Source organism: Aquibium microcysteis (assembly GCF_014495845.1).
GTDB lineage: Bacteria > Pseudomonadota > Alphaproteobacteria > Rhizobiales > Rhizobiaceae > Aquibium > Aquibium microcysteis.
Genome location: NZ_CP061080.1, coordinates 3,313,150 through 3,328,203, shown reverse-complemented (window position 1 = coordinate 3,328,203; position 15,054 = coordinate 3,313,150). Strand labels below are relative to the sequence as shown.

The 15,054-nt window shown below is 67.7% G+C and carries 13 protein-coding genes; 5 read left to right on the top strand and 8 right to left on the bottom strand.

Features of this window, described 5'->3' with window-relative positions:
- Positions 1–40 precede the first annotated feature (40 nt).
- The 7 genes from IAI54_RS15495 to IAI54_RS15465 all read right to left on the bottom strand — a co-directional run bounded on the left by IAI54_RS15495 (position 41) and on the right by IAI54_RS15465 (position 8,449).
- On the bottom strand, positions 41–1,621 hold the full coding sequence (locus IAI54_RS15495; RefSeq protein ID WP_187973175.1) for an ABC transporter substrate-binding protein: 1,581 nt from the start codon (positions 1,619–1,621) through the stop codon (positions 41–43).
- 184 nt (positions 1,622–1,805) lie between these two features.
- Positions 1,806–3,203, bottom strand: a complete 1,398-nt coding sequence (gene lpdA, locus IAI54_RS15490; protein WP_187968058.1) for a dihydrolipoyl dehydrogenase — start codon at positions 3,201–3,203, stop codon at positions 1,806–1,808.
- A 79-nt stretch (positions 3,204–3,282) separates the two neighbouring features.
- Entirely contained in the window at positions 3,283–4,617 is a 1,335-nt protein-coding gene (locus tag IAI54_RS15485; RefSeq protein WP_187968057.1) for a dihydrolipoamide acetyltransferase family protein, read from the bottom strand.
- A gap of 1 nt (position 4,618) precedes the next feature.
- Positions 4,619–5,632, bottom strand: coding sequence for an alpha-ketoacid dehydrogenase subunit beta (locus IAI54_RS15480; RefSeq protein WP_187968056.1), 1,014 nt, complete (start codon positions 5,630–5,632; stop codon positions 4,619–4,621).
- Position 5,633: 1 nt separating this feature from the next.
- Positions 5,634–6,866 (bottom strand): 3-methyl-2-oxobutanoate dehydrogenase (2-methylpropanoyl-transferring) subunit alpha, encoded by a 1,233-nt coding sequence (locus tag IAI54_RS15475; RefSeq protein WP_187968055.1) that lies wholly within the window; start codon positions 6,864–6,866, stop codon positions 5,634–5,636.
- Positions 6,867–7,044: 178 nt separating this feature from the next.
- Positions 7,045–7,860, bottom strand: coding sequence for a metallophosphoesterase (locus IAI54_RS15470; RefSeq protein WP_187968054.1), 816 nt, complete (start codon positions 7,858–7,860; stop codon positions 7,045–7,047).
- Between the two features lie 205 nt (positions 7,861–8,065).
- Entirely contained in the window at positions 8,066–8,449 is a 384-nt protein-coding gene (locus IAI54_RS15465) for a RidA family protein (protein WP_187968053.1), read from the bottom strand.
- Between the two features lie 229 nt (positions 8,450–8,678).
- On the opposite strand from IAI54_RS15465, the gene IAI54_RS15460 reads away from it, so the two are divergent.
- A complete protein-coding gene (locus IAI54_RS15460) occupies positions 8,679–9,020 on the top strand; it encodes an ArsR/SmtB family transcription factor (RefSeq protein WP_187968052.1) in 342 nt (113 codons plus the stop codon).
- Complete coding sequence (locus IAI54_RS15455; protein WP_187968051.1) at positions 9,017–9,943, top strand: SRPBCC family protein; 927 nt, start codon at positions 9,017–9,019, stop codon at positions 9,941–9,943. Before IAI54_RS15460 ends, IAI54_RS15455 begins: the two co-directional genes overlap by 4 nt.
- A gap of 7 nt (positions 9,944–9,950) precedes the next feature.
- On the opposite strand, the gene IAI54_RS15450 is transcribed toward IAI54_RS15455, so the two are convergent.
- Positions 9,951–10,751, bottom strand: a complete 801-nt coding sequence (locus IAI54_RS15450) for an IclR family transcriptional regulator domain-containing protein (protein WP_187968050.1) — start codon at positions 10,749–10,751, stop codon at positions 9,951–9,953.
- A 192-nt stretch (positions 10,752–10,943) separates the two neighbouring features.
- Here IAI54_RS15450 and IAI54_RS15445 point away from each other — a divergent pair, with 192 nt between their 5' ends.
- The 3 genes from IAI54_RS15445 (at position 10,944) to IAI54_RS15435 (ending at position 15,036) form a co-directional block, all read left to right on the top strand.
- The gene (locus tag IAI54_RS15445) at positions 10,944–12,257 is read left to right on the top strand and encodes an aromatic ring-hydroxylating dioxygenase subunit alpha (protein WP_187968049.1); all 1,314 of its coding nucleotides are present in this window, start codon (positions 10,944–10,946) and stop codon (positions 12,255–12,257) included.
- A gap of 247 nt (positions 12,258–12,504) precedes the next feature.
- Complete coding sequence (locus tag IAI54_RS15440) at positions 12,505–13,956, top strand: glutamine synthetase family protein (RefSeq protein ID WP_187968048.1); 1,452 nt, start codon at positions 12,505–12,507, stop codon at positions 13,954–13,956.
- A gap of 861 nt (positions 13,957–14,817) precedes the next feature.
- The gene (locus IAI54_RS15435) at positions 14,818–15,036 is read left to right on the top strand and encodes a hypothetical protein (RefSeq protein ID WP_210321134.1); all 219 of its coding nucleotides are present in this window, start codon (positions 14,818–14,820) and stop codon (positions 15,034–15,036) included.
- The last annotated feature ends 18 nt before the right edge of the window (positions 15,037–15,054 follow it).

Sequence of the window (15,054 nt, the reverse complement as noted above, 5' to 3'; positions counted from 1 at the left end):
GCCCGCGCCGGAGCGCGGGCCGTCGTCGCGGCGGAGGCCGTCAGTTCACCTTGGCCCAGTAGAACAGGACCTGGTTGTCGGGACGCTGGACGATCTCGACGTTCTTGCGCTTGCCCCAGGCGAGCGACTGCTGGTGCAGCGGGATGTGCGAGGTTTCCTGCGTCATGATCGTGTAGGCTTCCGTGATCATGGCGTCGCGCTTGGCGGCATCCGTCTCCACGACGATCTTTGCCGCGAGCGCGTCCATGTCCTTGTTGCAGTAGCCGCCCAGATTGAAGGGACCGCCCTTGCCGGTCTCGTCGCGGCAGCCGGCGAGGTTGACCAGGACGTTCCAGGAGTCGAACGAGCCGGGCGTCCAGCCGAGCAGGTAGAAGTCGGTGTCGTAGCCGCCGGGGGCCAGCACCTTGGCGAAGTACTGCGCCTTGGGTTGGGCGTTGAGGTTCACCTTCACCCCGATGCGGGCGAGCATCGACACCGTCGCCTGGCAGATCGCCTCGTCGTTGACGTAGCGATCGTTCGGGCAGTCCATGCCGACGGTGAAGCCGTCCGGATAGCCTGCGTCGGCGAGCAGTTTCTTGGCCGCTTCCGGATCGTAGGGCCAGCGCTTGAAGTCCTTGGAGCCCGAGAACTGCTCGTTGGCGATGAGCAGCGGCACCGGCGTCGACAGGCCGCGCATGACGCGTTCCTTGATCGCCTCGATGTCGATGGCCTGATACAGCGCCTTGCGGACGTTCGGGTCCTTGAACGGGTTCTTGCCCTTCACGTCGGAGGAGGCGAGTTCGTCGTCCATCTGGTTGAAGCCGAGATGGATGACGCGCAGTTCCGGCCCCGTCATGGCCTCGGTGTTCGGGTCGGCGTTGACGCGCGGGATGTCCTGAACCGGCACCGGGTCGATCAGGTCGACGTCACCGGCGAGCAGGGCAGCGACGCGGGTGCCGTCGGCGGCGATGGGCGTGAAGATCACCTCGGTCAGGTTGTGCTCGGGCGTGCCCCACCAGCCGGGGTTCGGCTTGAACACGGTCTTCACGCCGGGCTCGTGGCTTTCGATGACGAAGGGCCCGGTGCCGTTGGTCTTGAAGGCCGCAGGACCGGGATTGGTGTCCTTGGCGGAGATCGGCTTGGTTGCGCCTTCTGCCTCGGCCCATTCCTTGTCCATCATGTACCAGGTGTCCCACTCGTAGTGGAGAATGGGATTGGGCGAGGTGAGCTTCACCTCGACCGTGTGGTCGTCGATGGCCGTCCAGACGGAATCGGCCGGGATGCGCGTCTTCAGGTCGGAGGAGGCGTCGCGGACGCGCTCGGCGGAGAAGACCACGTCGGCCGCGGTGAAGTCGTTGCCGTTGGAGAACTTGACGCCCTTGCGCAGGTTGAAGCGCCAGGTCAGCGGATCGACCATCTCCCAGCTCTCGGCGAGGCCCGGAATGATCTTCAGATCCTTGTCGCGCTTGGTGAGCCCTTCGTAGACGTTGCCGAACATGCCGAGCGAGAAGGTCTCGTTCAGCGTGTAGGGGTCGAGCGCGTTCAGCGTGCCCTGGAAAGCGAAGCGCAGCGTCTCGGCCTGCGCGGCCGTGGCGAGCAGAAGGCTCGCGGTCGCGGCGAGCAAGGCCTTGCGGCCCGACATGGCAAGGCCGTTCGTACGGAATCGTGCGATCATCAACAATCTCCCATTCGTGGCACCGGCCGTCGTTTCGCGCGGCCCGTCGTGCCCGGACAGGCACTATCCGGGAAAGGCGAGGTCAACGCAACCCGTGACGACGGGCCTGTTGCGTTTCCCGCCGGGGGGGGTCGGCGACGTTACGCGATCGTCACAGGTGCAGCGCGTGGCCGAGCGCGCGCATCGCCGCTTCCTGAACGGCCTCGCCCATGGTGGGGTGCGCGTGGATCGTGGCGGCGACGTCCTCCAGCCGCGCGCCCATCTCGATGGCGTGGGTGAAGTAGGAGGCCATCTCCGACACCTGCACGCCGGTCGCCTGAATGCCGAGGATGACGTTGTCGTCTGCCCGGGCCACGACGCGGACGAAGCCGTCGTCGCGCTCGATCGTCATGGCGCGGCCGTTGGCCTGGAACGGGAAGAGCCCCGTCCGCACGTCGATGCCGGCCTTCTGCGCGTCCGCCGGCGACAGGCCGGCGGAGACGATTTCCGGATCGGTGAAGCAGATGGCGGGGACGGCGCGCCTGTCCCAGGCTCGGCGACGACCGGCGACGATCTCGGCCACCATCTCGCCCTGCGCCATCGCCCGGTGCGCCAGCATCGGTTCGCCGGTCACGTCGCCGATGGCGTAGACACCGCGCATCGAGGTGCGGCAATGCTCGTCGATCGCGATGGCTTGGCCGTCCATCGTCAGATCGAGTTCCTCCAGGCCCCAGCCGCGCGTCGCCGGCCTGCGACCGACGGTCACCAGCACCTTGTCGGCGGCCACCGATCGGCCTGCACCTTCGGCGCCGACGAAAGCAAGGGCTGCGGTGTTTTCGGCGTAGCGATCGGCCCTGGCGCCGGTGATCACGTCGATCCCGAGCTTCTCCAGCCGCTTCGCGACCGGACGGGTCAGTTCCGCGTCCCAGAGGGGCAGGAGGCGTTCGGCGGCTTCGAAAATGGTCACTTTCGCGCCGAGCTTGGCGAAGGCGGTTCCGAGTTCCAGCCCGATGTAGCCGGCGCCGACGACCGCCAGACGTTCCGGCACCGCCGTCAGCGACAGTGCCTCCGTCGACGACAGGACGTTGCCGCCGAAGGGCAGGCCGGGCAGCGCCACGGCTTCGGAGCCGGTGGCGATCACCACCGTTTCGGCCAGGATGCGCTGCGGCCCGGTGGGGGTCTCGACGACGACCGATTTGCCGTCGCGGAACCGCGCCCACCCTTCCACCTGCTTGACGCCGGCCTTCTTGAGCAGGCCGGAGACGCCGCCGGTCAGCCGGCGGACGATGCCGTCTTTCCAGTCCACCGTCTTCGCCAGATCGATCGCCGGGCTGGCCGCCGTGATGCCGAGCGCCGAGGTGCCGGCTGCGAAATGGCCGAGCCTGGCGAACTCGTCGGCCGCGTGGATCATCGCCTTGGACGGGATGCAGCCGACGTTGAGGCAGGTGCCGCCGGGTCTCGCGGCCTCCACGATCACCGTGTCGAGCCCGAGCTGGCCCGCGCGGATGGCGCAGACATAGCCGCCCGGTCCCGCGCCGACGACGAGGAGCTGGCAGGTGATGTCGATCATGCGGTGGCTCCGAGTGGCGATACCTGCGCCCTGCGGGGGCGCGACAGAACGCGACGTTTAGCGGCCAAGACCAATCGCCTCATCCCTCTATGAAAATCGACGCGGGCGTCTCGAGCAGCGCCTTCACCCGCTGCACGAACACCGCCGCATCCCAGCCGTCGATGACGCGGTGGTCGAAGCTGGACGAGAGGTTCATCATCTTCTTCGGCACGAACTGGGTGCCGTCCCACATCGGCCGGACCTGCATCTTGTTCACCCCGACGATCGCCACTTCCGGATGGTTGATGACGGGTGTGGTTGCGATGCCGCCCAGCGCGCCGAGCGAGGTGATGGTGATGGTCGAACCGGTCAGTTCCTCGCGCGTCGCCGTGCCGTTCTTCGCCGCCTCCGCAAGCCGCGCGATCTCGGCTGCCGCCGTCCAGAGGTCGAGCGCCTCGGCGTGGCGCACCACCGGCACGACGAGGCCGTTCCTGGTCTGGGCCGCGATGCCGCAATGCACGCCGCCGAACTGGCGTACGATGCCCGCTTCGTCGTCGTAATGGGCGTTGATGTCGGGCTGTTCCTTCAGCGCCTTCACCATGGCCAGCATCAGGAACGGGAGAAGCGTCAGCTTCGGCCGGTCGTCGCGGCGGCTGGCATTCAAGCTGGCGCGCAGCTTCTCCAGCGCGTCCATCTCGATCTCGTCGACATAGGTGATGTGGGCGATGCGCGACTTCGACAGCGCCATCTTCTGCGCGATCCGGCGGCGCAGGCCGACCACCTTGAACTCGGTGACGCGGTCGTCGGACGCCCGGCCCGCCGGGGCCATCGGGCGCGCGCCTTGCTCGGCGAAGGCGGCGAGATCCTCATGCGTGATACGCCCGGCCGGGCCGGTGCCGGCCACGAAGCGCAGGTCGATGCCGCGCTCGCGCGCCTTCAGCCGCACGGAGGGCGCCGCAAGCGGCTTCTCGCCGTCCTTGCGGGCATGCGCCGACAGCGTGCGGCGCGGCGGCTCCGGCTTCGCTGGCAGAAGAGACGGACCCTCGTCCTCATCGTCATCCTCCGACGGGGCGGGAGCCGGCTTCTGAGGCGCGGGTGCGGGTTTCGGCGCGGGGGGAGCCTTGGACGCTTGCGCGGTACCTGGCTCCTTCGCCGGCGGCGGAGCGTCCGCGCCGTCCCTGACATTGCCGTCGCCCGCCACGTCGAGGCGGATCAGCGGCGCGCCGACGGCGATCTGCTCACCGATCTCGCCGCCGAGCCAGGCGACCGTGCCGTCGGTGGGCGAGGGGATCTCGACCGTCGCCTTGTCGGTCATCACGGCGGCGAGAACCATGTCCTCCTTGACCGGGTCGCCGACCTTGACGTGCCATTCCACGAGTTCGGCCTCGGCGACGCCCTCGCCGACGTCCGGCATCTTGATCACGAACACGCCCATGTCAGCCCTCCATGACCTCGACGAGCGCCGCCGCCACGCGCGCCGGTCCCGGGAAGTAGGTCCATTCCTGGGCGTGCGGATAGGGCGTGTCCCAGCCGGCGATGCGGCGGATCGGCGCCTCCAGATGGTAGAAGCAGTGCTCCTGCACCAGCGCGGTCAGTTCCGCGCCGAAGCCCGAGGTCAGCGTCGCCTCGTGCACCACCACGCAGCGACCGGTCTTCTTCACCGAGGCCACGATCGTGTCGAGGTCGAGTGGGTGGAGCGTGCGCAGATCGATGATCTCGGCGTCGATGCCGCTTTCCTGCGCGGCCGCTTCGGCGACGTAGACCATGGTGCCGTAGGCGAGCACGGTCACCGCCGCACCTTCCCGCCGCACCACGGCCTTGCCGAGCGGTACGGTGTAGTGCCCGGCCGGGACCTCGCCAAGAGCGTGCTTCGACCACGGCGTGACCGGACGGTCGTGATGGCCGTCGAAGGGGCCGTTGTAGAGGCGCTTCGGCTCCAGGAAGATCACCGGGTTGTCGTCCTCGATGGCGGCGATCAGCAGGCCCTTGGCATCGTGGGGGTTCGACGGCACGACGACCTTCAGACCCGAGACGTGGGTGAACAGTGCCTCGGGCGACTGGCTGTGCGTCTGGCCGCCGAAGATGCCGCCGCCTGTCGGCATGCGGATGGTGATCGGGCAGGTGAAGTCGCCGGCCGAACGGTGGCGGATGCGCGCGGCCTCCGAGACGATCTGGTCGTAGGCCGGGTAGACGTAGTCGGCGAACTGGATCTCGACGCAGGGCCGCAGGCCGTAGGTGGCCATGCCGATCGCCGTGCCGACGATGCCGGCCTCGTTGATCGGGCTGTCGAAGCAGCGATCCCTGCCGAAGCGCTCCTGAAGCCCCTGCGTGCAGCGGAAGACGCCGCCGAAATAGCCGACGTCCTCGCCGAAGATCACCACCTTGCCGTCGCGTTCCATCGCGACGACATGCGCGTCGCGGATCGCCTCGATCATCGTCATGCGCGGCATGTCAGAACCCCGCTTCCTGGCGCTGGCGCCTGAGGTTCGGCGGCATCACGTCGTAGACGTCCTCGAAGATGTCGCGGGGCGAGGCCTTGGGGCCGGAATGCAGCGTGCCATTTGCTTCTGCCTGCTTCTGTGACGCCAGCACCTCGGCGTCGATCTCGGCCTCGGCCTGCGCGTGGCGCTCGGGCGACCAGGCGCCCACGGCGATCAGATGGTTCTTCAGCCGCTCGACGGGATCTCCCAGCGGCCAGGCGTCGCTCTCCTCCTTCGGGCGGTAGGCCGAAGGGTCGTCGGAGGTGGAATGCGCGGCGGCGCGGTAGGTGACGTATTCCACCAGCACCGGGCCGAGATTGCTGCGCGCCCGCTCGATCGCCCATTTCGCGACCGCGTGGACGGCCAGATAGTCGTTGCCGTCGACGCGCAGCGAGGGGATGCCGAAGCCGTGGCCGCGCGCGGCAAACGTGCCGGAACCGCCGCGGGCGATGCCCTGGAAGGTCGAGATGGCCCACTGGTTGTTGACGATGTTCAAGACCACCGGCGCCTTGTAGGTGGAGGCGAAGACCAGCCCGGCGTGGAAGTCGCTTTCGGCCGTCGAGCCGTCGCCGATCCAGGCGGCGGCGATCTTCGTGTCGCGGCTGATCGCCGACGCCATCGCCCAGCCCACCGCCTGCACGAACTGGGTCGCGAGGTTTCCGGAGATGGTGAAGAAGCCGTGCGCCTTCGACGAATACATCACCGGCAGCTGACGGCCCTTGATCGGGTCCTTCGTGTTGGAGAAGATCTGGTTCATCATGTCGACCATCGGATAGCCGCCGGCGATCAGAAGACCCTGCTGGCGGTAGGTCGGGAAGTTCATGTCCCCGTCATCCATCGCCTTGCGGAAGGCGCAGGCGATCGCCTCCTCGCCGAGACACTGCATGTAGAACGACGTCTTGCCCTGGCGCTGGGCCATCAGCATGCGCTTGTCGAAAGCCCGGACCCGCATCATGTCGCGCAGCCCCGACAGCGCCTCCTCGGGCGTCAATGTTCCGGCCCAGGGACCGACCGCCTCGCCCTTTCGGTTGAGGACACGGATGATCGAATAGGCCATGTCGCGGATCGATTCGGGCGCCACGTCGACGGGTGGCCGGTCGACGCTGCCCGCCTTGGGAATGCTGACCCTGGAGAAGTCCGGCTTGCCGCCCGGCCTGACCTCCGGCTCGGGGACGTTGAGGCGAAGCGGAACCGTGTCTGCCATGGCGTGTCTCTTCCCTGGGGCCGCCTCCGCACGATGCCGCTGCGGCAGGCGAGCAGCATTCTCCACCGGACGGGAGCGCGGACAAGGGGCAAACGGTTCCGCACCGAAGATAGCAAGAAGCGATCCGGCGGGAGGCCGGGCAGTGACATCTTGTTGCGGGAAGGACGCTTCGGGCGGATTATTCGAACCCGCGCACCGTCGCGGCGTCGAGCGTCACGAGATGGCGACGGTCGGACGGCAGCGGGACGAAGGCGACCGACAGCCCCGACTCGCGCAGCGTGCAGTGGCCGAAAGAGGCGCCGGTGTGGATCTTGAGTCCGTCCCGATAGGTGGGGTCGATGAAGTCGTGCAGGCCGTTGCCGACCACCACGGGGACGCCGTGCCAGAGCGAGACGCCGTCATGGTGGATGTGGCCGGTGAGGATGCCGGCAACAGGCCGGCCGGCGAGCGTGCGGCGCAGCCTTTCGCTGTCCGCCTCGTTCAGGCTCTCCCAGGCGAAGGGAGACTCGGTCACGATGCGTGGGCCGTGGTGCATCACTACGATCTTCGCCAGGTCGGGATGGCGCAGCGTCGCGGCATCGAGGAAGGCGAACTGGTCGTCGCCGAGCGCGCCGCTCACCTTTCCCGGCACGCTGGTGTCGAGCACGATCACGTGGACGTCGTCGAACACCCGGTCGTAGACATGGGGCGCGTCGAGACCGCTCGTGCGGTCGAGCATGCCTTCGTGGAACCCCGGACGCGAGTCGTGATTGCCGAGGGCCCAGAGGACCGGCATCGACAGCCCGTGAAAACGATCGCGAACGGCCCGGTAGCTCGCCGCGTCGCCCTTGTCGGTCAGGTCGCCGCTGACGATGACGAAATCCGGTGCCGGATCGATCGCGGTGATCATCGCCAGCGCGGCTTCCAGATTGGCCATCGTGTCGATGCCGTCCACGTCGCGGTCGCAATGGGCGTGGAGGTCGGTCAGGTGGATGAAGGTCGGTGCTCTGGTCATCTGGCGTCGTGATCTGCGGGTTCCAGGCGGGGATGTCGTCGGCACGCGGCTCCATCCGTCTCACAGGGCGAGACGCCGTTCAAGGGCGCGCCGCGCCGGTTCGGGTGCAGGCGGCCGGTCCGGCACGGATGCGCCGCCCGAGGTCCATGGCCAATCCATCTGACAGTGGGATGACGGCCCGGGGACGAGAGCGCGGGCGCCGGCTTCAGCCGGCGGCAACCACCTCGATCTCCACCTTGAATTCCTCGCGGGTAAAACCGCCGACGATCATCAGGGTCGAGGCCGGCGAGGGGGCGGGGAAGAGGCGGTCGCGGACGGCCATGTAGGGCTTCATGTGCTCGCGGGCGGTGACGTAGGCGTTGATGCGCACGACGTTCGCCAGCGTCATGCCGGCGGCGGCGAGGATGGTGGCGATGGCGGAAAAGCACAGATCGGCCTGCGCCTCGGCGCTTTCCGGAACGACGTCGTCGGGCGAGATGCCGAGTTGGCCCGAGCAGAAGACCATCCGCGCGCCGGCCTGCACCTCCACCGCATGGCTGTAGGCGGCGAAGGGCGCGCGCACGCCGTCGGGGGTGAGGTGGGTGAGCATGGGAGGCCTCGCGGTCTGATCGGACGGGCGTATTGATGCACGGGCGGGGAGGGATGTCGACGCATAAACCTGCTCCCGACCGGGCCGGCGCACTGCCGTCGACCGGCCGGGGGGCCTGCTGGCGCGGTGAGCCGCGTGCACGGGACCATCGGCTGGCCACGGAATAAACTTAGCCAATCAACGAAGTATTTGATTGCCGGAGGAGCGGCTTGGGTTTATGGTTAGCTGAATGGCTAAGCATGATCCAGATCTCTCGCTGCTCTTCCACGCACTGGCGGACCCCACACGCCGGTCGGTCCTGGCCCGGCTCGCCGAAGGGCCGGCGCGGGTGACGGACCTTGCCGGACCCACCGGGCTGCGCCTGCCCACGGTGATGCGTCATCTGTCGGTACTGGAGGAAGCCGGGCTGATCGTCACCTCCAAGGACGGGCGGGTCCGCACCTGCGCCATCGTGCCGGAGGCGCTGAATCCGGCGAGGGCCTGGCTCGACGAACAGCGGGCGGTCTGGACGGCGCGGCTCGACCGGCTGGACGCCTATGTGATGACCATGATGAAGGAACGCGAGACATGAGACAGGATTCGGCCGTGAACGGAACCGCCGGCGTGACGCCCGAAGGCGAGAGCCGGCGTTTCGCGACCCTGACCTTCGAGCGGGAGGTGGCGGCGCCCCCGTCGGTGCTGTGGCAGGCATGGACGTCGCCCGCCGCACGCGCGGTCTGGGCCGCGCCGGCTCCGTCGGTCACCGTTGAGTTCCTCGAGGCCGACACGCGGGTCGGCGGCCGTGAGATCTCGCTCTGCAAGGTCGCCGGACAGCCGGACGTCCGCTGCGAGATCGGCTGGCTCGCGTTGCAGTCGGAGACCTGCAGCGTGAACCACGAGGTGATCTCGACAGAGGGGGTGATTCAGTCGGCAGCCCTGGTGACTGCGGACTTCTCGGGCACGCAGGAGCGCAGCCGCGTGACCGTGACCGTGCAACTCGCCTCGCTGGCGGCGGACATGGAGGCGGGCTACCGACAGGGCTTCGGTGCCGGACTGGACAATCTGGCGGGCGTCGCCGAACGGACGATGGTGCTGCAGCGGGTGATCCGCGCGCCGCGAGCGGTCGTCTGGGGTGTCTGGATGAATGCCGAGACGCTGCCCCGGTGGTGGGGGCCGGACGGCTTCTCCTGCCGCACGCAGCGGATCGACCTCCGGGCCGGCGGCGAATGGGTGTTCGACATGATCGGGCCCGACGGCACCGAATACCCGAACCACCATCTCTACACCGAGGTCCGGCCGCAGGAGAGGATCGGCTATACGCTGCTGTGGGGCGAGAACGGGCCGAAGCACGCCGATGCGTGGGTGTCGTTCGAGGATCGGGACGGGGCGACACTGGTCACGCTCGGCATGGTGTTTTCGGCCGTGGCCGAATTCCAGGCGGCGAAGGGTTTCGGGGCGGTGGAACTGGGGCTGCAGACGCTGGGCAAACTGGAGCGCTTCGCCACGTCCGGCTGACGCCGTCCTACAGCAATCCCGCCAGCGCGCCCGCGCAGTCTTTCAGCGTGGCCAGCGCCTCCTGTGTGAAGGCCGCGTCGCCGAGCCGCTGCGACGTTGCCGAAAACCCCAGTGCGGCGACTTCGCCGCTGCCGGCGGCGACCGGGACGGCGAGCGCCGCGACGTTCGGCTCGAACTCGCCGTCGACCAGCGCGTGCCCCGCAGCCGCGATCTGGCGCACGCGAGCGGCGATCGCGTCGCGGTCCAGCGTGGTGGCCTGGGTGTGGGGCTCGAGAGGGGCGGTGCGGATGGCTTCGGCGGCGGTCGTCGCGTCGCCGGCGGCGAGCAGCATGCGGCCGATAGCGGTGGACAAGAGCGGCACGCGGCTGCCGATGGTGAAGCCGATACGGGCGCGCTCGGTCTCGCCGCCGGCATGGGCGACGTAGACGGCTTCCTGGCCGTCGAGCATGGCGAGCGAGAGGGTCTCGCCGATCCTGAGCGAGAAGGCGCGCATCACCGGCTGGATGGTCTTGCCGAACTGGCGCCCCTGCAGGAAGCCGCCGGCGAGCACCAGGATGCGCGGGGTGAGCGAAAACAGCCGGTCCTGCTGGCGCACATAGCCGAGATGCACCAGCGTCAGCACCAACCGGCGCGTCGCCGCGCGGTCGAAGCCGGTGAGGCGGGCGATCTGCGGCAGGGTCAGGCGGGTGTGCTCGGCATCGAAGGCCTTCAGCACCGCCATGCCCTTGGCGAAGGTCAGCGAGATGTCCTTCTCGGCGATGGAACCGGCGACGGGTTCGCGCGGGATTTCCGGGCGCGGGGCGGTCACGGCCGGCCGCCTCGCTGTACGCGCGGCTCGCCCGGAAGGCGACGGGCGCGCGCTTGACAGGCTCGCGGGAGGGCGACTAGGTTCGTTCGATAATATACCATGCGTGCAATAATCGCACATTTTGCTGGGCGGAGGCAAGGTCGTTTCGACCGTGCCGCTGCGCGGCAGGCGAGCCAGGGAGGGTCCCCAGCCATGATGAGCCAGGAACAGAACGACCGCCTTACCCGCGTCGGCAAGGGCACCGACGGCGGGGCGCTGCTTCGGATGTACTGGCAGCCGGCGGCGCTGTCGGACGAGCTGGTCTCGGCGCGGCCGGTGGTGCCGGTGCGGCTGCTCGGCGAGGACCTGGTGCTGTTTCGCGACAACCGGGGGGAGCTCGGCCTGATCGGCCGGCACTGCCCGCACCGCGGCGCCGACCTCTGCTATGGCCGGCGCGAGGATGACGGCCTGCGCTGCCCGTTCCATGGCTGGCATTTCGACCGCACCGGACAATGCGTGGAGCAGCCGGGCGAACCGGAGGGCTCGCGCATGCACGAGAACATCCGCGCCGTGTCCTATCCGGTGGTCGAACGGAACGGCGTCGTCTTCGCCTATATGGGGCCGGGCGACCCGCCGGCCTTCCCGGCTCTCGACTGCTTCGCCGCGCCCGACAGCCACGTCTTCGCCTTCAAGGGCCTGTGGGAGTGCAACTGGCTGCAGGCGCTGGAGGTGGGCATCGATCCGGCGCATGCCTCCTTCCTGCACCGCTTCCTGCAGGACGAGGACCCGGCGCAAGCCTATGGCAAGCAGTTCCGCGACAAGGCCGGCAACACGAACATGCCGATGACGCAGCTGCTGCGCGAGTATCCGCGGCCGGAGATCCGGGTGGAGGCCACCGACTACGGGTTGCGGCTGATATCGCTGCGCCACATGGCCGACGGGCGCAGCCATGTGCGGGTGACGAACCAGATCTTCCCCGCGGCGATCTGCATCCCGATGTCGAACGAGATGACGATCACCCAGTGGCACGTGCCGGTCGACGACGAGACCTGCTACTGGTTCGCGATGTTCACGAGCTTCGGCAAACCGGTCGACAAGAGCCTGATGCGCGAGCAGCGCATGAAGGAACACCGGCTGCCCGACTATGCGCCGCTGAAGAACAGGCGCAACAATTACGGCTACAACCCCGACGAGCAGGCGAGCCTGACCTATACGGGCATGGGGCTCGACATCAACGTGCACGACCAGTGGGCGGTGGAATCGATGGGCCGCATCCAGGACCGCACGCAGGAGCATCTCGGCCGCACCGACGTCGCCATCATGAAGCACCGCCGCAAGCTCCTGGCGGCCATGAAGGCGGTGAAGGAGGGGGATTTGGCCGCGCTGCCGATGCGGGGGGCGGTGGGCGAGGTCGAGGCGATCCGCGGGCCGGTGTCGATCGACGCGATCGGGGAGACGGAAGGCTGGGAGGCGCTGTGGCCGGAGGCGGATCGCGCAAGGCGGGCGGGGTCGAGCTGGGCGGCATAGTGATGGGTTCGCGGATGTTTTCGCCCTACGGCGCCCCCCTCTGTCCTGCCGGACATCTCCCCCACGAGGGGGGAGATCGGCCGTCATCGCGGCTTTCGCCAATCTCCGGCGGCGCAGGATGGGCGTCGACGCCCAAGCTGCCGATCTCCCCCCTCGTGGGGGAGATGTCCGGCAGGACAGAGGGGGGCGCGACGGAGCGCGACCTCTCGCTTCCTCGCTCCCCGGCGTGCACCGAAGAGCCATACGCATGACCCCGCTCCTCTCCCCCGGCTTCACCGCCGAGCACGGCCTGCTCTCGCCCGACCAGCTTCGCCTCGCCGAGGGTGTGCTCGCGCGCGTCGAGGCGGAGGGGCTGGAGACAATTCGGGTGCTGTTTGCCGACCAGCATGGCGTGCTGCGCGGCAAGACGATCGTGGCGGGCGGGCTGGCATCGGCCTTCCGCAGCGGGCTCGCGGTGACCTCGACGCTGCTCCTGAAAGACACCTCGCACCGCACGGTGTTCCCGGTCTGGGGCGGCGACATCGGCTTCGGGGCGGGGATGATGACGGGGGCGGGCGACATCGTGATGGTGCCGGACCCGGCGACCTTCCGCGTGCTGCCCTGGTCGCCGACGTCGGGTTATGTGCTCTGCGACCTCGTCCAGAAGGACGGGACGCCGATCCCGTTCTCCGCGCGCGCCATCCTGCGCAAGGCGGTCGAGCGGCTGGAGGCGGCGGGGAGGCGGCTGGTTTGCGGGCTGGAGGTGGAGTTCTACGTCTTCAGGCTCGACGATCCGAAGCTCGCCCATGCCGATGGCGGCATGCCAGGCACGCCGCCCGCCACCAGCCTGCTTTCGCAGGGCTACCAGTATCTGACCGACGCGCGCTACGACGCGTTGGAGCCGGTGATGGACGCGCTGCGCCGCGCCTGCCTGGCGCTCGGCCTGCCGGTGCGTTCGATGGAGGCCGAGTTCGGGCCGAGCCAGTGCGAGTTCACCTTCGAGCCGGACGGGGCGATGGCGCATGCCGACGCGATGATGCTGTTTCGCATGGCGGCCAAGCAGGTCTGCGCCCGGATGGGCCTGCACGCCACCTTCATGTGCCGGCCGAAGGTGGAGAACGGCATGGCGAGCGGCTGGCACCTGCATCAGTCGGTCGTGGATGCGGCCTCCGGCGAGAACCTGTTCATGCCGGGCGCGGACGGGACGCTGTCGGCGGACGCGTCGGGCTGGATCGCCGGGCTGCTCGACCACGCCGCCGAGACCTGTCTCCTGACGACGCCCACCGTCAACGGCTACAAGCGCTACCAGGCCTTCCAGCTGGCGCCCGACCGGATCCAGTGGGGCCGCGACAACAAGGGCGCGATGATCCGCGGGCTGATGGCGCCGGGCGACAAGGCGAGCCGGATCGAGAACCGCGTCGCCGAGCCCGCCGCCAACCCGTACCTCTATTTCGCCTCGCAGATCCTGTGCGGCCTCGACGGGCTGGAGCGCGGGCTCGCCGCCCCGCCGCCGGTGGAGAGCCCCTACGAGAGCGACGCCGCGCTGCTGCCGAAGAGCCTGATCGCCGCCATCGAGCGCTTCGAGGCGAGCGGGTTCTATCGCGAGACGCTGGGCGGGGACGTCGTGTCGTACCTGACCCGGATCAAGCGGGCGGAGTGGGATCGGTATCTGATGACGGTGTCGGAATGGGAGCAGCGGGAGTATTTTTCGCTGTTTTGAGGGGACGTGGAGGTTCGGACGTGTGTCGTCCTTCTACCCCGCGCGGGGCACCCTGTGTATCCGAACTGCGAAAACCGCTTCCTGCTCGATCGCTGGAGCTCAAGGTGCGGAGGCTGCGCGCGAGCCACCGCCAGAAGGGCAGACGCCGGCGCACGACGATCGTTCCCTCAACGACGATTTCACGGTTCTGCTTTCCGTTGAGCACAAGCCTTTCACTCCGGCCGTATCGCTGCAGCCAGTCATCGAGCCAGTTCGCTGCCTGTCGGTCATCGAGCACGATCACCATGAGCCACATGTCGTAGGGACCGAGCTTGCGCGCATCCCATCGCACGACCGCCGATCTCCACTTGCGCCTGATCGGATCAAAGACGGCTTCCGGCGAGGTCGCATGGAAGCGGAAGACGCGGTTTGCCATCGCGGATGAGCAAGCTCCCTCGGCGATTCTCTGCTTTGCGCGCATATTCTTGCCCTGACGGCCCTGATATGCTCGTTTAGCGTGAGGAGCCAAGGCCCTTCTTACAATCCGTCTCAGGCCTTCGGAATCGATTTAACTTAGTGAATTCTGTTGGACATTTTTCACTTGGCTTGCTTGTGGATAAAAATCCGGAAGAATAGGTTGCCATGATCGTCTTGAGCTGCGCAGAAGCTGAAAAACCCTTCGTCGAATGCTTTGATTGCCGTTTCCCGTATAGCGATCCATCTGCTTCGACACTTATCAATCAGGGGTAGAGCATCTCTCTCAATGCAGCCTTTTGTGTTCTCGTTGAGCTTTGTCACCTTCCTCGACATATTGATGTTGACAGGTGTCGCCTTAAGGAACTTGTCGATGAATGGGCGGCAGGTCCCGACCACCCTATCAAGATGCCTGTGCTGCACGCGGCTCGTGCTCTCGTCGATGGTAATACTCTTCCTTTGGATGAGTGTGTCAATCTGATGAACTATGTGGCAGGTTTTGACGGACAACGTGCGGCACTCGCCATCGTCTACTATGCCGCCGATGCTGACACACCCGAAGGCGACGAAGCGCTGGAGCGTATATATACAGAGATACTCCAGCGCTGGGATATAAATGGGGTTTAGTTGTTGTCCTAGCGAATC